This window comes from Streptomyces gilvosporeus (assembly GCF_002082195.1).
Taxonomy (GTDB): Bacteria; Actinomycetota; Actinomycetes; order Streptomycetales; family Streptomycetaceae; genus Streptomyces; species Streptomyces gilvosporeus.
This window is the reverse complement of record NZ_CP020569.1, coordinates 1427656-1444394: the sequence shown is the minus strand read 5'-3', so window position 1 is coordinate 1444394 and position 16739 is coordinate 1427656. Positions and strand designations below refer to the sequence as shown.

Genomic DNA, 16739 nt, shown 5'->3' with positions numbered 1-16739 from the left:
CCGTGCCCGTAGTACACGTCATGACGGGGCTTCCGGCCTCGGGAAAGACGACCGCCGCGCGGGCGTTGCAGTCGGAGTCCGAGGGCCGGATGCGCCGGGTGAACCTCGACGACCTGCGGACCATGCTCGACATCCCGGCACCCGAGCGCGGCCGGTCGTACGCACACGAGCAGACCGTGCTGGCGATCCAGGACGCGGCGGTGCGGGCGGCGGTGGACGGCGGCTTCGACGTCGTCGTGGACAACACCCATCTGACGCCGCACATTCCCAAGCGCCTGAAGGCGGCGGTGGCCGGAACGGCCGACTTCGTCGTGCACGACTTCACCGACGTACCGGTGGAGGAGTGCATACGGCGCGACGCCGAACGGGAGCGGACGGCGGGTGAGGAGATCATCCGGATCCTGGCCGACAAGCACGCCAAGGCCCGGCAGGGCGGCTGGCGGCTCACCGCGGAATGGTTCAACGACGAGGTCCCCGTCGAGCCCTACACCGCCGACCCGGCCCTGCCGCCGGCCGTGATGTGCGATATCGACGGAACGCTCGCCCTGCGGGGCGACCGCGGCCCCTACGACTTCAGCCGCTGCGGCGAGGACCTGCTCAACGTCTCGGTGCGGGACGCCCTGCGCTCCTTCCGGCGCGACGGCGATGTCATCACCCTGCTGTCGGGGCGCGGCGAGGAGCACCGCGAGCGCACCGAGGCATGGCTGCACCGGCACGAAGTCCCCTACGACGAACTGTGGATGCGCGCCGCCGGCGACGGCCGCCGCGACGACCTCGTCAAGGCAGAACTCTTCGACCGCCACGTCCGCCACCGCCTCGCGGTACGCGTCTCCCTGGACGACCGCGACCGCGTGGTCGCCGTCTGGCGCCGGATGGGCCTGCCCACCTGGCAGGTCAACTACGGCAACTTCTGACGGGGAGTCCGGGGGCGCGGCGTACGGCGCCCGCGCTCGACGGGCGGGCGCCCCTCGGCGTCCTCGGCCCACAGCGAGCGCACATGGCCGAGATGGCGCGCCATGCACCGCTCGGCGGCCTCGGCGTCGCCCGCCACCATCAGATCGAGCAGTTCGAGGTGCTCCTCGGCCGAGGGGATCAGCTGATCGCGCTCGTCCAGCCCGGTCAGGCCGTAGAGCCGCGAGCGCTTGCGCAGGTCGCCGACGGTCTCCACCAGCCGGTCGTTGCCGCCGAGGGCGAGCAGCGACAGATGGAACCGCCGGTCGGCCTCCAGATACCCGATGAGGTCGTGATCGCGGGCGGCGCGCACGATCTCCTCGGCGACCGGCCGCAGTTCCTCCAGGTCCGCCCGGGAGGCGGTGCGCGTGATCCGGCCGACCATGGGGACCTCGATCAGGGTACGGATCTCCGTGTACTGGTCGAGGTCGCGCTCATTGACCTCCGTCACCCGGAAGCCCTTGTTCCGGACCGGCTCGACCAGCCCCTCGCGCGCCAGATCGAGCATCGCCTCGCGCACCGGCGTCGCGGAGATCCCGAAGTCCTCCGCGAGCGCGGGCGCCGAGTAGACCTCACCGGGCCGCAGTTCACCGGAGATGAGCCCGGCGCGCAGATGGTGGGCCACCTGGTCGCGCAGGCGCTCCCTGGTGGTGTTGAGGTTGCGCTGCTTGAGGTGCCCCATGGCTGTGGTGTTCCCCTTCGTGCCGGTGCCTCACAGCGTACAATGTCACGTTGTTCTTACTGGTGGTCGTGGGGGGCCATGGGGGATGGGGGCCACAGCGGCCCTGGTGGTGCGGCCGGGCGGGGCCCGGGGCGTGGCGCCGTCGCTGTCGGCGATGGTGATGGTCCAGCTCGCGGTCAGGCAACCCAGGGCGGGCGTCCTCCGGAGACCCAACGGCCCAGGGCGCGGCCGTCGATGAGGCGCAGAGGGTGGTCGAGTTCGGCGTTGGCGCGTTGTGCGGCGGGCGTGAACGAACTGGTGGTGATGATGAGGGCCTGGTCGCAGCGGTGGTAGGCGCGGTAGGTGCCGTTCACGGCGTAGATGACGGGTGCTCCGACGCGGTTCGAGGGCGCGTAGCGCTTGCACTGGACGGCGATGCGGCGGCCGTCGGTCAGGTGGAGGAGGACGTCGAGGGCGCGGTCGTTCGCGCCGCCGGCGACGGTGGCGGTGCGGACGGAGGGGTCGCGGCGGGCGAGGTCGGCGATGGCGTGCTCGAACTGGGCGCCGGTCATGTGCTGGTAGGCGGCGATGTTGTGGGTGAAGTCCGCCCGGGCAGCGGTGGGCAGTGCGGGGAGCCGGAGGCGACCGGTGCGGACGAGGAGAACGGCAAGGGCCGCGACGAGGATCAGGGCGGCCAGGACGCCGGTGGTGACGGGGTATGCGCGGGCTGCCGCGATCACCGTCGCGAGGACGACAACGGCGCCGACGAGGCGGCTGGTTGCGGCCTCACGCCTACGTTGCCGGACGGTGCGGCGCCGGGGCCTCCTGGTGGGGCGGCGGGTACGGGTGGATCGACGTCGTCGGGCCGGTGCGGCCATGCTTCCTCCCCCGACCATGGCCCTCCTCGCTCCGAAGACGGCCGACATTCACGCAGCCTTCATGTGTAGTGGGAGCCCGGCAGCGCTGTGCCCGAGTTGGCTGCGATTGGCAATAAAGCGCTCTCCTGGCTGGATTCCCCAGGCGGCGGCTTGCGTCGGCGGCCGGTGGGGTGCGCGTCCGTGGCCGAAAAGGCATCAGATCTCGGTGACTGAAGACATGAGAAAGTTAGGTGAGGCTAACCTTTCTTGACGGGATCTGGAGGGCTCTGCGGAACACGATCAGGGAGTGAACATGGGAAACCTCGATGGAAAGGTCGCATTGGTCACCGGCAGCAGCCGGGGCATCGGGCGGGGTATCGCCGAACGCCTGGCCCGGGACGGCGCTCTGGTGGCCGTGCACTACGGCAGTAACGAGGCGGCGGCCGAGGAGACCGCCGCGACCATCGCCGAGGCCGGTGGCCGGGCATTCACCGTGGGTGCCGAACTGGGCGTTCCCGAGGACGTGGAAACGCTCGTGGCCGGGCTGGAGGCCGGACTGCGCGCACACGGGGAATCGACGCTCGACATCCTGGTGCACAACGCGGGGCTCAACCTCATGGGGCGGCCGATCGAGGTGCTCACCCCTGAGGAGTTCGACCAGATGGTCGCGGTCAACATCAAGGCACCGTTCTTCCTCACCCAGCGGCTGCTGCCACGACTCCGCGACGGTGGCCGGATCATCAACATCTCCTCCGTCTCCACCCGTATCGCCTCCGCTCACGGCATCGGCTATCCGCTCACCAAGGGCGCACTCGAAGTGTTCGGCCACACCCTGGCCAAGCACCTCGGCTCCCGCGGCATCACCGTGAATTCCGTCGCCGTCGGATTCACCCGCACCGACATGACCGCCGAAGTGCTGGCCGACCCCGCGAACCTGGAGCGCAACATCGGTCTGACCGCCCTCGGCCGGATCGGCCAGGTCCCGGACATCGCCGATGCGGTCGCCTTCCTGGCCTCCGACGACGCTCGCTGGATCACCGGCACCAAGATCGACGTCACCGGCGGCGTTAATCTGTAGCACCCTCGACGTGAACGCCACCGTAGCCAGCCGCTGGAGCGATTCTCATGACCAGTCAGCGATCGACGACGATCCTGTGGCGCCCCACCGGCCCCAAGGAGCTGGATCTGGTACGGGAGTTGAACTGGCGTGCCTGGCCACCCCGGCTGCCCGAGCAGCCGATCTTCTACCCGGTTCTCAACGAGGACTACGCGGTCAAGATCGCGAGGGACTGGAACGTCAAGCACGACGGGGCCGGCTTCGTGACGCGTTTCGAGGTGGAGTCGGAGTTTGTGCGCCGGTATCCGGTCCAGCAGGCAGGCGGAGAGACGATTCTCGAGCTGTGGGTGCCGGCCGAGGAGCTTGATGAGTTCAACGCCCATATCGTCGGCAGGATCGAGGTGGTGCACGAGTTCCGGTGAGGGATGTTGCGGGGAAGGGCTTTTGAGGGGAGGCGGACCGGCCGGGTTCGAGGCCGATGCGGCGCAATGCGTCGCGTGCCGAGGCCCGGTGTCATGGAAGCGGACGGCCGATCTGGGATGGCCATTGGGGGCGGAATCGGTCCACGAAGTCGGTGAAGTCGTCGCACAGGTACCGGGGATCGGACGGTTTCAGCCGGATCTGCCGGCGGCTGTCGGCCCACCAGATCTCGAACGCGGTGACGGTGCCTTCCACCGGCCAGTCATCGCTCCGCTCCGGCAGCAACGCGACGTCGACGAAGCCGCCGACGCTCAGGCCGATGTCCACGAAGATCCCGATCGCACCCGGCCGGGGAACGCGCACAACGGTGCCCTCGAAGACCTGCCCGAAGCGCAGACCCCTCCGCATCCGAGTCCACTCGGCCTCTGCCACCACGAAGGAATCGTCGCACGGCGCGGAGCGCACAGAGCCCCTCACTGGTGCCGTGGGTGCCATTCGAAGAGCAGGATGGTGGCGTCGTCCCGCAGGTTGTTGTGCTGGTAGTCGAGGATGGCGTGGCTGAGCAACCGCAGTACCTCGGCCGGGCGTTGGCCGGCGGCGGAGGCGCGGATGATGAAGTCCGTGAAGCGGTCGAGGCCGAATTCCACGCCGTCCGCATCGCGTGCGTCGACCACACCGTCGGTGTAGAGCAGGACGCGGTCGCCCGGCTGGAGCGTGGTCTGGTGGATCTGCCGGGCGGCCGGGCCGAGTTCGAGGTGCAGGCCGATCGGTGGTTGCGGGGGGCTGTCCAGCGCTCCGTCGAGCACCCGCTCGGCGCGGATCAGCAGCGGTGGCGGGTGGCCGCAGTTGATCCAGCGCAAGTCCCCGGTGCTGGCGTCGAGCCGACACACCACACCGGTGCAGAAGTGGTCGGGCAGCCACTGGGCGAGCGCGCGGTCGACGGAGCCGACGAGGTCGGGCAGGTCGGCTCCGCCGCGGCGGGCGTTGCGCGCGCCGGCCATGGCCACCGAGGTGGTCAGACCGGAGGCCAGATCGTGGCCCATGCCGTCGAGGATCATGGTGTGCAGCACGTTCTTGACCACCGAGTGGTCGAAGGCATCGCCACCGACGTCGTACGCCGGCTCCAGCACCGCGGTCGAGACGCACCGCTTGCTGCCGATGGTGCGGGGCGGCAGGAAGGCCCGCAGCATCTCGGCGGGCAGCCGCATGGTCGCGGTGCGGGTGCGCGCGACGATCCAGTCGCTGTAGGCGCGTTTGGAGGTGACGACCATCGCGAGCAGATCGGCCAGCATCCGGCTGCGGCGCATCCGCGGCCCGTCCAGGGTGGCGGTCCGCACCGCCACCACTCCCAGCCGCTCCGCACCGTCGACCAGCGGCACCCAGACGATCAGGCCGTCGCCGTTGTCCGTCACCCGCGGGGAGACCGTACGGTACGCCCAGCCGGCCTGCGAGGCGTCCACCGGCAGCGGCTCCAGGGACTCGTCGAGCGGGACGAGCACCACTTGCTGGAGGTCGACGACGTAGAGCCGCACGCCGTCCAGGCCGAGGGCCACGGCGCACCGGTTCGCCAGCGCGGACAAATCCACCGGGAGGACGATCTGTGCCTCGGTGATCAGTTCTTCCAGCAGACTCTCGTCGACGGCGCCGCCAGGATCGGCGGGCGCCTGCGAAGCGTCCGGCACGGGGATCACCCCTTCCGCACCCAGTTTCACACCGATCCCCGCGCCTCTCACCTCAGCGGCGCCCGCCGGGCCGGGCCACCACCGCGTCGACGACTCTCTCTGCGAAGGGGCTGAGTGCGGTCCGCCCTGGGTCCTACCTGCCCCAGATCCTCCGGTACACCGCGCGGTAGCCGGGTGGGTCCCAGGTGGTGGCCCCGCCGCTGTTGGCGGCGGTGGCGATGTGGACGGGGGCGACGTAGCCGCTGGCGGGCCTGCCCGAGAAGGCGCGGTTGAATTCGTCGAGGATCTGCCAGCCCTGCTGGGAGAACGGCTCGGGGACGGTCGCGGTCTGGAACTGCCTGCTGTTGATGCGCTGGAAGGCGGAGGGGTCGCCGTCGCCGGCGCCGATGTTGAAGGGGGCGCCGGCGCCTTTCCTACGGGCTGCGCGCAGGGCGGGGGCCGCGTCGGCGAAGTAGACGTCGTTGATGGCTACGGAGTGCGTCCAGGTGTCCGGGAAGCGGGAGAGGAGCGAGGAGACCTCCTGAGGGGTGCGGCTGCTGGTGTCCGAGATGGGGATGTTCTCCTGCGCGAGCACGTGCACGCCGGAACAGGTGGCCAGTTCCTTTCTGATCAGGTCGGACTTGTTCCTGGCGAACGGAATCGACGCATCGGTGAACACCACGACTCCGGCGTGGCCGTGGGAGTGCGCGATGATCCAGTCGGCGCTGATCTTCGCGACGTCCTGGACCCGGGTGGTGATGTTGGTGAAGAGCGCGGGGTGCGTGCTCGGGCCGGGGGCGGCGACCGCATGCCAGCCGATGAGCGGGATGTGTTCCGTGGTGGCCTGGGCGACCTGCTGCGACGTCAGGCCGGGGTCGAAACCGCCGAGGACGATGCCCGAGGGACGCAGGGCGATGGCCTGGCTGAAGGCGGCCTGAATCCCGGCGGGCGTACCCTGCCCGTCGATCACCCGGACCTTCCAACCGATGACCCTCGCGGCCTCCTGGACGCCCTTGGCCGCGCCCGCGACGCCGGGGTTGGTCATGGTCTGCGCGACATACACGATGTCCTTGCCGGAGGTGGCCTTGGGGCCGAGGGCCGGGCCGTGCCACATGGTGTGGGGTTTCTCGGCGAATGCGGTGGCCGCCTCGGCCCGGGCCAGGTCGGTGGGGCATCCCGGCCGGGCCGGTTCCGAGGGGGAGGGCCCGGCGCCCGTCGACGTACCGCGCTGGCAGCCGACGAGGAGGGCGGCCGCCACCGCCAGTACGGCGACGCGGCCGCTACGAGGCGACTTTGGGCAGGTCACGGGGTGTCCGGGGAGGCGGTGTGCGCGGTTGCCGCAGCTGTCGGCGCGCGGCGTAGCCGGCCATGCCGACGGCGAGGAGCAGCGTGACCCCGTTGAACAGCGGGGTGACCCAGAACTGGGCGCCGAGCTGGCCGATTCCGGCGAGGCCGATGGCGAGGATGACGACGGCGATCAGGGTGCCCAGGGCGTTGGCGCGGCCCGGGCGGATCGCGGTGGATCCGAGCAGCGCGCCGACGAACGCGGGTAGCAGGTAGTCCAGGCCCACGCTGGGGTTGCCGATGCGCTGCTGGGCCGCGAGCAGGACGCCGGCGATACCGACGACCAGCCCCGATCCGGTGAAGGCGTAGAGGACGTAGCGCCGGGAGGGGATGCCCACCAGGTCGGCGGTGCGGCGGTTGGAGCCGATGACGTACAGGTACCGGCCCAACGGCAGTCGCTCCAGGAGTACCCACAGGACGGCGGTGAGGGCCAGGACGTAGAAGGCGGACACCGGCAGGCCCAGGAACCGGGAGTCGTACAGGTCGGTGAAGGCGGCCGGCAGGCCCTGGGGGCCGGGGATGATCCGGGCGCCGTTGGTGATCCAGCCGGTGAGTGCGTAGAGGATGCTGCCGGTGCCCAGGGTGGCGATGAACGAGTCGATCTTCGCGAATTCGACGACGACGCCGTTGAGGGTGCCGAAGGCGGCTCCGCCGAGGACCACCGTCAGACAGGCCAGCGGCCAGGGCCAGGCGTCGTTCGCGATCAGTTGCAGGGTCATGACGTGGGCGAAGCCGAGACCGTAGCCGAGGGACAGGTCGAATTTGGCGGTGACGAGGGGAATCATGGCGCCGAGCGCGAGCAGGGCGGGGATCGACTGGTTGGACAGGACCGCCGAGATGTTGTCCAGGGTGGGGAAGGTGTCCGGCAGGGCGAGGGAGAAGGCCACGAACAGCAGGATGGTGAGGGCCAACAGGCCGTAGGGGCCGAGGAGATGACCGAACCGGCGGCTCAGCGGGGGACGGCGGGCGGGGGTCATGGCCGGGTCGTCCCGGTGAGCGGTGCCATGGCCGACGCGGCGCGGGCCAGCTCCGTGACGGTGAGGGCGGCGCCGCTCAGCTCCACGGTCTGCGCACCGCGGACGAAGACCAGGGCCCGGTGGCAGACCGTGGCGACCTCCTCGAAGTCGGTGGACAGCAGCAGGACGGCGAGGCCGCCGGCCAGCGCGTCCTGGAGCAGCCGGTAGACCGCCGTCTTGGCGCCGACGTCCACCCCGGCGGTCGGCTCCTCGAGGATCAGCAGTCTGCGGCCCGTGCGGAGCCCCCGGCCGACGATGACCTTCTGCTGATTCCCGCCGGAGAGGGTGACGACCGGCGCCTCGGTGTCCCGGGGCTGTACCGCGAACCGTTCGACCAGCGCGCCCGCCTCGGCCCGCTCGCGCCGGGGGCCGATCCAGTGAAAGGCCGTCAGACCGTCCGCCCGCGGGTTGGCCAGGAAGTTCTCCCGTACGGTCAACTCGGCCGCACAGCCCTCCTCCTGACGGTTGCCGGTCACGAAGGCGACACCGGCGTCGACGGCGGCGGTGACCGAGCGCGGTGCGTACGGCCGCCCGTCGAGCAGGGCCCGTCCGGCGACGATCGGGCGGGCGCCGGCGAGCGCGCGGCCCAGCTCCATGTGTCCGGCGCCGGTGAGGCCCACCATGCCGAGGACTTCCCCGGCGCGCAGTTCCAGGCCGACCGGTCCGGTGTGCGCGGTCCGTACGCCGTCGAGGCGCAGGACCGCCGGGCCCGCGGCGGGGGCGAAGGCATAGCCGCCCGGCTCGTGGCCCACGATGTCGCGTACCAGCTGGGCGGGGCGGTAGCCGGCGAGCGGGCCGTGGCTGATCAGACGGCCGTCGCGCAGGACGGCGAAGGCGTCGGCGACCTGGTAGACCTCATCGAGCCGGTGGGTGACGAAGACGATGGCGTGGCCCTGGTCGCGCAGGGAGTGCAGGACGCCGAAGAGCCGGGCGCAGTCCGCCGCCGGAAGGCTGGCGGTCGGTTCGTCCAGGACGAGGAGTGCGGCCCGGGCGGCGAGCGCGCGGGCGAGGGCCACCAGGGAGCGTTCGGCGCGCGGGAGGTCGGCGAGGGTGGTGCGCGGGTCGAGATGCGCGGCGACGATGCCCAGGGCCTCGGTGCACCGCTCGCGGACCCGCCGCCAGGACAGCAGTCCCGCACGGCGCGGATAGCCGGTGCCCAGCGCGATGTTCTCGGCCACCGTCATCCATGGGATCAGCCCCAGATCCTGGTGGATGAAGGACATGGTCCGGGAGGCCGGTTCGCTGCCGAGCGGGTGCCCGGCCACCGTCACCTCGCCCTCGTCGGGGTGGTGGACGCCCGCGAGGACCTTGATGAGGGTGGATTTTCCGGCGCCGTTGGGGCCGAGCAGGGCCAGGACGCTGCCGGGGACGATATCGAGGTCGACCGCGTCCAGCGCCACGGTGCCGCCGAACCGCTTGCCGAGACCGCGGATACGGACGAGGGGCTCCGGGCCACGGCGCGGGGGAGGCGCGTGCTGACGCATTTCGGCATGGTAAGTCCGTCTTCGGTGTCTTTGCAGGATGGCTAGGAGATGGCGGGAATGTCGTCGAAGGAGAACTCGACGGTGCCGGGCTTTCCGCCGGGGATCTCCAGCGCGCATTCGGCCCAGATGACCTTGCCCTGGGTGGTGTAGCGGGTGCCCCATGCCTGGGTGAGCTGGGCGACGAGGAACAGGCCGCGGCCGCCCTCGTCGGTGGTGGCCGCCCGGCGCAGATGCGGGGCGGTGCTGCTGGCGTCGGAGACCTCACAGGTCAGCGTGCGGTCGTACAGCAGACGTACCTGGATGGGGCCGGTGCCGTAGCGGATGGCGTTGGTGACCAGCTCGCTGAGCAGGAGTTCGGTGGCGAAGGCGACCTCGTCCAGTCCCCATGCGGACAGTTGGCGGGTGACCGCGGCACGGATTCCGGAGACGAGCGCGGGGTCGGCGGGCAGGTCCCAGGTGGCGATCCGCTGTGCGTCCAGGGCGTGGGTCCGGGCGACGAGCAGCGCGATGTCGTCGTCGGGGTGGTGCGGCGCCACGGTCCGCAGCACCGCCTCACAGGTCTCCTCGGGCGGGCGGCTCGGCTGCGCCAGGGCCCGGCGCAGCCGGTCGAGGGCCGTGTCGACATCGCGGTGACGGTGCCCGAGGACCCCGTCGGTGTACAGGACGAGCTGGCTGCCCTCGGGGAGGTCGAAGGCGGCGGTCTCGAAGGGCAGGCCGCCCAGGCCCAGCGGCGGCCCGGCCGGCAGATCGGGGAAGGTGACGGCACCGTCGGGGTGGACCAGCGCCGGCGGGGGGTGGCCGGCGCGGGCCATCACGCACTGCTGCGAGGTGGGGTCGTAGATGGTGTAGAGGCAGGTGGCGCCGATGATGCCGGTGCGGTCGGCGGTGGGGTCCTCATGGCCCTCGTCCCGGTCCAGGCGCCCCACCAGATTGTCGAGGTGGGTGAGGACCTCGTCCGGCGCGAGGTCCAGTTCGGCGAAGTTGCGGGCGGCGGTGCGCAGCCGGCCCATGGTGGCGGCGGCGTGCATCCCGTGGCCGACGACATCGCCGACGACGAGGGCGACGCGGCTGCTGGACAGCGGGATGACGTCGAACCAGTCCCCGCCGACCCCGGATGCGGCGGGCAGATAGCGATGGGCGACCTCGACGGCGTTCAGTTCGGGGAAGCTGTGCGGCAGCAGGCTGCGCTGGAGGGCGACGACCATGGTGTGTTCGCGGGTGTAGCGGCGGGCGTTGTCGATGCAGATGGCCGCGCGGGTGGCGAGTTCCAGGGCCAGGGACCGGTCGTCGTCCCCGAAGGGCGCGGGGTCCCGCGAGCGGTAGAAACTCGCCACGCCCAGGGCGATGCCGCGGGCGAGCAGGGGGACGGCGATCAGGGAGTGGACGTGGTGGTCGAGGAGGCGCTGGGCGGCCACGGGATCCTGGGCGATCCAGCCCGGGGCGGCCCGCAGATCGGGTTCGAGCACCGGCTGTCCGGCGGCCAGACACCGCAGTTGGGGGGTGCTCGCGCGCAGGTCGACCGGCTCGCCTGCGGGGTAGAAGGGGCAGTCGTCGCGATAGCCGTGGACCACCGTGCGATGCAGGCCGGTGCACGGGTCGGACGGCTCCTCGCCGCGCAGCACCGCCTCGGAGAGATCGATGGTGACGTAGTCGGCCAGGCGCGGGACGGCCATCTCGGCGAGTTCCCGGGCGGTGCGGCTGACGTCCAGAGTGGTGCCGATCCGGGTGCTGGCCTCGGACAGCAGCTCCAGGCGGCGCCGGGCCGCCACCGCGTACTTGCCCACCCCCGGCTCGCCCACCAGCACCAGCCCGCTGGTCGCACCGCCCGCGGGAGGTCCGGTACCGGGCACGTGGCCCGTCGCGGCCGCCCGTGCGGGTAGCGGCCCGGGGCCGGCGGCTGCGGACTCGGGAGGGCTCCCCGGCGCCGCGGCGGTCGGGGCCAGGGTGAGGGGCGGGGCCTCGGCTTCCGTGGGGACGGCGAGCGGCTGCCGCGACGAGGGGAGGATCGCTTCGATGGCGACGCCCTCCACCCCGGACGGGCTGGTCACCGGCCGGCTCAGCAAGGTGACGTGCCGGCCGCCGGGCAGCGGGACCTCGACGGCGGCCCGTTGGGCCGCGGAGATCAGATCGCCGGCCCGCTCCTTGAGGATCATCTGGTCGCGCCAGTCCAGCCCGCTCGCGGCCAGCTCGGCCGGCTGCCCGTTGTCGGGGGCGGCACCGGCCGGCGCGTGGCGCCGGGCCTCCAGGTATGCCTCCAGCAGGGCGCGCTCCCGCGTGGAACTCTGCTCCAGCAGCCGCCGTTCGATGACCTCGGCCGCCCGGCGGATCAGGGTGTTCAGCGCGCTGTCGGCATCGGCCATCGGATAGCCGAAGCAGAGGATGCCCTCGATGCGGCCACTGAGCAGGTCCCGTATGGGAATTGCCGAGCACGCGTTGGACTGTGCGCGTTCGGCGAAGTGCTCGGCCCCGTAGACGTTGATCAGCTTGCGTTCCGCGAGGGCCAGGCCGATGCCGTTGGTCCCGCCGAACTGCTCGGCGAAGACGAAGCCGGGGACGGTCTGGATCGGGGGCAGCTGCCGGACCATCGAGGCGGTGCCGAAACGGCGCTGGAGCACCGCACCGCGTCCGTCGGCGAGCGACACATTGACCGTCCGCCCCTCGAACCGGGCCTGGAGCCGGTCCAGTACGGGCACGGCGGCGCGGACGAGCCGGCCGTCCAGGTCGAGGTCCTGCTGGAAGGGCAGCTCGCAGCCCTCCGGTGCCAGCCCCAGCGACCGGGAGCGCTGCCAGGAGGTGAGGATCGAGCCGCGGACGGTCGCCTCGACCGGTTCACCGCGAAGGAACTGATCGCGGGCGAGCGCGGGACCGAGGTCCATTCCCGCCAGCCCCATCCCGATCACTTCCCACGTCCGTACAGACGGCAATGCCCACCCTTCCCCCGGTGAGCAGCTGTGCCGTTTGATCCAATTGTAGGGCTTTGGGCGGGTAACGGTGCCGCCGCCCCGGCGCTCACAGCACCGCGACCGGGGTGACCGGCGAGCCCGTACCGCCCGGCACATTCAGCGGGGCCACCACGAGCAGGAACGCATAACGGCCCGCCTCGGCGCAGGCGGCCGAGAGCGCTTCGAGAGCGAGATTGTCCAGGAGCGGCACCCCCATCGCGGCGAGGGCGAGGGTATGGACCGGGGAGCGCACCCCGTCGACCGGTGAGGGCCGAACGTCGCTGTCGCCGTCGCCGCCGAGCACGCAGATCCCGCGCTCGGCGAGCAGGGGCATGGCGTGCACATGGAGGCCCGCGCTCGCCGCGTCGAGGTCCCAGGCGCCCCGTTCCCGACGGCGCCGCAGCCGCCCGGTGCGCAGCAGGACCGCATCGCCCTCGCCGAACGTCACCCCGAGCGCCTCCTCCGCGGCGACGAGGTCCGGGGCGTGCACGGCCCGTCCGGGCTCCAGCCATTTCTCGCCCGACACGGCGGGCAGATCCAGCAGCACCCCCCGGGTCACGAGGGGGCCGAGCGCCGATACGGCACCGAAGCGGGCACCCCTGGAGCCGACGGCCTCGCGCGCCGTACGGCCGTCGTAGAGGCGGCCCCGGTAGGCGATATGGGACAGCGCGTCCAGATGGCTGACGGCCTTGCCGTGGTAGTCGGCCCCGAGGAAGTCCTTGTGGACGGAGGGTTCGGGGGCCTCGGCATCGCCGAGCTCGGACATGTAGTGCAGGGCGGGCCGGGCGTTGTCCGGGCCCGGTTCCGTGTCCCACGGGCGCGCGAGCGGGACGACCGTTCCCGACCGGACCAGGTCCGCGGCCCGTCGCACGTGCTCGGGGGAGACCCGGTTGCAGGCGCCGCGGTCGGCCGGGGTCCAGCGGCCCCAGGTACGGAGCGCCTCGAAGAGCGCGTCGAACTCCTCGCGGGAGACGGCGGGGCCGTTGCCGGGGTGGTCGTTGCCCTTGCTGGTCACCACTTGATCGTGGCCCATCCGACGGCCGCACGCGCGTCGCGCGGGGCGCCCGGTGTCGTCACCCGGCCCGTCGCCGTCACATGCCGTCGCCCCCACCGGGCGAGTAGGGCCCGGCGGAGGCGAGGGTGTGTCAGTGTCCGGAGGCGTCCGCGGCGCCGTTGGCGTCCGCCGCATCGGCGGCGTGCTCGGCGTCGTCCACCTTCTTCTGCATCTGCGTGAGCTGGTCCGGCGTGGCCGGGGAGCTGCTGCGGGATGCGGCCGGGGCCGCCGTGTCCGGCGTCGTGGCGGACGAGCAGGCCGCGGTGGCCAGCAGGGGCACCGCGAGGGCCGCCGTCACCAGTACGGACAGGGGTCGGCGGCGGGTCATGACGTGGCCTTGGCCTTGTCCTTCGCGCCGCCGTTGTTCGCCTCGCACCAGGCGGCGACCTCCTTCAGGTCGGGCTTCGCCTTCTTGAGGTTCGTCAGCATCTCCTTGCGGGCGGTGAGGCGGTCGCCCAGGAAGGTCGCGATGGCGGTGTGGTGGGCCTTCTTGGCGTTGGCGATGCGCCGTTCCAGGAAGGCGATGGAGCCGGGCCGGGTGACCGGGCCCTCGAAGCGGGTGATCCGACGGTCGATCCGCCGCTCCAGGCGCGGCACCCGGTGGCACAGCCGCTTCGCCCCGTCGCCCTTGGGGGCCTTGGCGTGCGCGGCCGCGGTCGCGGAAGTGGCCGGGCTCTGGGCCTCTGCCGCGTAGGACGGTGCGGTGGCGGCCGTTGCGGCAAGGACGAGGCCCGCGAGGGCCGCCGTCATGGTCGCTTTGCGACGCTGCATGAAAGGTCTCCGTTTCGCTCTGGTGCACCGGCCGGTGCACGGACGCGGTCGGCGGCCCGCCGGTGCGGGGCCGCCAGTGCGGGGGCCGGCGGCGGGCCGTGTGCGAGCGACGGTAGGAGCGGTTCTTGTGGTTTCTTTGTGGGCCCTGCCGGGGCGGGCCGGGCCGGGCGGGAGGTGGCCGGGACCAGGAGGAACGTCAGGGACGCGCGGCGGGGATCTCCCGGCGCTGCCGAGCCGTGTCGGACATCCAGGACCGATGCTGGGGCACCCCGTCACCGACCTGCTCCAAAGGCGCGAGCGGAATGACGACCTCGAAGCGGGCTCCCCTGCCCCCGGCGCCGTCCCCCACCCGCAGCTGCGCGCGGTGCAGATCGGACTGCTGGGCGACCAGCGTCAGCCCCAGACCCGACCCGGGGCTGTCGGAGCGCCGCTGAAAGCGCCCGAAGATCGCCTGTCGCTGCTCCGGCGGCACCCCGGGCCCCCGGTCCTCGACGGTGAGGACCGCCGCCGGGGCGACGCCGTCGCGCTCCGCCCGCAGTCGTACGGCGACCTGCGCCCGGCCGTCCCGGGAGCGGCCGTGCACCAGGGCGTTGGCGAGGAGGTTGTCCACCAGCGACCGCAGCCCCGGCTGCCACCCGTGCACGGTCAGGCCCGGTGCGCCCTCGAACGTCACCTCGGCCTCGGGGTGGGCGCGCCGCAGGTCGGAGACGGACGCGTCCGCGAGGTCGGCCAGGTCGACGGGCGCGAACGCATCCGCCTCGACCAGATCCCCCTGGGCGAGCGCGCGCAGCATGACCAGCAGTCCCAGCAGCCGGGCGTGACCGCGCCGCAGATCGTCCACCGTCTCCGCGCGGTCGGCGGGATCGAGGTCCTGGAACGCGTCGAGGATGTCGAGGCTGGTCTGCATGCTCATCAGCGGCGTCCGCAGCTCGTGGGAGGCGGCGGCGGAGAAGGAACGGGCCGTCGCCAGGGCCTCGGCGGTGCGGGTGGCCTGCTCGTCGTAGCGGGCCAGGACCGTTTGCAGGGTGTGCGCGAGGTCGTCGACCTCCGTGATCCGGGTCGGGGTGTGGTCCAGCCGGGCGGCGCTGGTCTGCGGATCGAGGCCGCTGGTGCGCTGCTGGAGCCGCCGCAGCGGACGGGCCGTGCCGGCGGCCAGCGCCCAGGCCAGGCCCGCGGACAGCGGCGCGGCGAGCAGCGCCACGGTCAGCACCCGGCCGCGCACCATCCGGATCTGCGCCTCGTTCGCGGCCTCCGAGGCGAACAGCCACAGCGTCCCCAGCACCTCGGGCCGCTGGAGGGTCAGCGGGACCTGCACGGCGCGCCAGGTCTTGCCGCGGGCACGGACGGTGACGGGATGCCCGGTCGCGGCCGGCAGGCGGACGGCGGGGCCGGGCTGGGGGCCGTCCATGATGGTGCCGTTGGGGCCGCTCAGCCGGATGCCGATGTCCAGGGCCGCGGCGAACAGCTTGCGCTGACGGGCCTGCTCGGCGCGCGGCCGGCCGTTGGACTCCGCACGCAGCACCCCCTTGGCCGCCGAGCCGACGACCTGGGCCTGTTCGCGGAGCCGCCGGTCGGCCTGCGCGTGCAGATCGTTGCCGACCAGGCCCACCAGCACCCAGCCGGCACCCAGCACCAGCAGGGGCACCACGGCCCCCACCACGATCGCGATCCGGGTGGACAGTCTCATGCCGGGCCCTCCCGCTCGCCGCTCGTCTCGTCCCGCAGGACGAAACCGACACCGCGCACCGTGTGCACGATCCGGGACCGCCCGCCCGCCTCCAGCTTGCGGCGCAGATAGCTCACGAAGGTGTCGACCGCGTCGGTGCGGACATCGAAGTCGTAGCCCCACACCCGGTCCAGCAGCTGGTCCCGGGTGAGCACCAGACCCGCATTACGGGCCAGCACCTCAAGCAGCTCGAACTCCCGCCGGGTCAGCTCCACCGGCCTGCCGTCGAGCCGGACGGTGCGCGCCGCCGCGTCGAGCTCCAGGCCGCCGACCCGTACGGTTTCGGTGGCGGCGGGCGGGCGGCGGCGCAGCAGCGCGTGCAGCCGCAGCACCAGCTCGTCCAGGGCGAAGGGTTTGACCAGGTAGTCGTCGGCGCCGGCCTGGAGCCCGGCCACCCGGTCCGCCACCTCGTCCAGGGCGGACAGCATCAGCACCGGTATGTCGTTGCCGTCCGTCCGCAGGCGCCGGCACACCTCGATGCCGTCCACGTCGGGCATCGAGATGTCCAGCACCACGACGTCCGGTGACGCGTCCGCCAGCCTGGTCAGCGCGCCGCGGCCGCCGTCCGCCAGGTCGACGGCGAAGCCGTTCAACCGCAGTCCGCGCCCCAGCGACCGCCGGATCGCGGCGTCGTCATCCACCAGCAGCACCCGCCCACAGCCGGCCGTCACACCCGACCCCCCCGTTTTCGCCACGCCTGTTTCCGACCCCCGCATCATGCACCACCGCCGCTGCCGGGCGGCCGGTCAGGGGCGGCGGGTGACCAGGCCCAGGCCCGTGACGGCGATGAGGGGG

At 72.3% G+C, this 16739-nt stretch carries 16 protein-coding genes; 3 read left to right on the top strand and 13 right to left on the bottom strand.

All coding sequences use genetic code 11. The features are described 5' to 3' along the window. The first annotated feature begins 2 nt into the window (after positions 1–2). Positions 3–914 carry a phosphatase domain-containing protein gene (locus B1H19_RS06340; protein WP_083103630.1) on the top strand — a complete coding sequence of 304 codons (912 nt, stop codon included), beginning with the start codon at positions 3–5 and terminating at the stop codon, positions 912–914. On the opposite strand, the gene B1H19_RS06335 is transcribed toward B1H19_RS06340, so the two are convergent. Together B1H19_RS06335 and B1H19_RS06330 are read right to left on the bottom strand one after the other, a co-directional pair. Next, the gene (locus tag B1H19_RS06335; RefSeq protein WP_083103629.1) at positions 899–1633 is read right to left on the bottom strand and encodes a GntR family transcriptional regulator; all 735 of its coding nucleotides are present in this window, start codon (positions 1631–1633) and stop codon (positions 899–901) included. The two genes, B1H19_RS06340 and B1H19_RS06335, sit on opposite strands and share 16 nt — an antisense overlap. 176 nt (positions 1634–1809) lie before the next feature. After that, positions 1810–2490, bottom strand: coding sequence for a restriction endonuclease (locus B1H19_RS06330; RefSeq protein WP_083103628.1), 681 nt, complete (start codon positions 2488–2490; stop codon positions 1810–1812). Between the two features lie 292 nt (positions 2491–2782). On the opposite strand from B1H19_RS06330, the gene B1H19_RS06325 reads away from it, so the two are divergent. Beyond that, positions 2783–3547, top strand: a complete 765-nt coding sequence (locus tag B1H19_RS06325) for an SDR family NAD(P)-dependent oxidoreductase (RefSeq protein ID WP_083103627.1) — start codon at positions 2783–2785, stop codon at positions 3545–3547. A 47-nt stretch (positions 3548–3594) separates the two neighbouring features. Further along, positions 3595–3948 (top strand): hypothetical protein, encoded by a 354-nt coding sequence (locus B1H19_RS06320; protein WP_083103626.1) that lies wholly within the window; start codon positions 3595–3597, stop codon positions 3946–3948. Positions 3949–4039: 91 nt separating this feature from the next. Here B1H19_RS06320 and B1H19_RS06315 read toward each other — a convergent pair whose 3' ends face one another. The 11 genes from B1H19_RS06315 to B1H19_RS06270 form a co-directional block, all read right to left on the bottom strand. After that, positions 4040–4381 carry a S1 domain-containing protein gene (locus B1H19_RS06315; RefSeq protein WP_083109457.1) on the bottom strand — a complete coding sequence of 114 codons (342 nt, stop codon included), beginning with the start codon at positions 4379–4381 and terminating at the stop codon, positions 4040–4042. Positions 4382–4419: 38 nt separating this feature from the next. Beyond that, positions 4420–5628 (bottom strand): PP2C family protein-serine/threonine phosphatase, encoded by a 1209-nt coding sequence (locus tag B1H19_RS06310; RefSeq protein ID WP_203237115.1) that lies wholly within the window; start codon positions 5626–5628, stop codon positions 4420–4422. Between the two features lie 133 nt (positions 5629–5761). Then, positions 5762–6913 (bottom strand): substrate-binding domain-containing protein, encoded by a 1152-nt coding sequence (locus tag B1H19_RS06305; RefSeq protein WP_083103624.1) that lies wholly within the window; start codon positions 6911–6913, stop codon positions 5762–5764. Then, positions 6888–7928, bottom strand: a complete 1041-nt coding sequence (locus B1H19_RS06300; protein ID WP_083103623.1) for an ABC transporter permease — start codon at positions 7926–7928, stop codon at positions 6888–6890. Before B1H19_RS06300 ends, B1H19_RS06305 begins: the two co-directional genes overlap by 26 nt. Then, positions 7925–9451, bottom strand: coding sequence for a sugar ABC transporter ATP-binding protein (locus B1H19_RS06295; RefSeq protein ID WP_083103622.1), 1527 nt, complete (start codon positions 9449–9451; stop codon positions 7925–7927). Before B1H19_RS06295 ends, B1H19_RS06300 begins: the two co-directional genes overlap by 4 nt. Before the next feature lie 41 nt (positions 9452–9492). Further along, positions 9493–12327 (bottom strand): SpoIIE family protein phosphatase, encoded by a 2835-nt coding sequence (locus tag B1H19_RS06290; protein WP_237289162.1) that lies wholly within the window; start codon positions 12325–12327, stop codon positions 9493–9495. A 133-nt stretch (positions 12328–12460) separates the two neighbouring features. Beyond that, entirely contained in the window at positions 12461–13408 is a 948-nt protein-coding gene (locus tag B1H19_RS06285; RefSeq protein WP_237289161.1) for a cyclase family protein, read from the bottom strand. Positions 13409–13538: 130 nt separating this feature from the next. Further along, positions 13539–13775: a hypothetical protein gene (locus tag B1H19_RS06280; protein WP_083103620.1), complete on the bottom strand. Its 237-nt coding sequence runs from the start codon at positions 13773–13775 to the stop codon at positions 13539–13541. Continuing rightward, the gene (locus B1H19_RS37850; protein ID WP_159028016.1) at positions 13772–14218 is read right to left on the bottom strand and encodes a hypothetical protein; all 447 of its coding nucleotides are present in this window, start codon (positions 14216–14218) and stop codon (positions 13772–13774) included. Before B1H19_RS37850 ends, B1H19_RS06280 begins: the two co-directional genes overlap by 4 nt. A 196-nt stretch (positions 14219–14414) precedes the next feature. After that, positions 14415–15905 carry a sensor histidine kinase gene (locus B1H19_RS06275; RefSeq protein ID WP_107425900.1) on the bottom strand — a complete coding sequence of 497 codons (1491 nt, stop codon included), beginning with the start codon at positions 15903–15905 and terminating at the stop codon, positions 14415–14417. Next, positions 15902–16660, bottom strand: a complete 759-nt coding sequence (locus B1H19_RS06270; protein WP_083103619.1) for a response regulator transcription factor — start codon at positions 16658–16660, stop codon at positions 15902–15904. The genes B1H19_RS06275 and B1H19_RS06270 overlap by 4 nt, the downstream gene beginning before the upstream one ends. Positions 16661–16739: the final 79 nt, after the last annotated feature.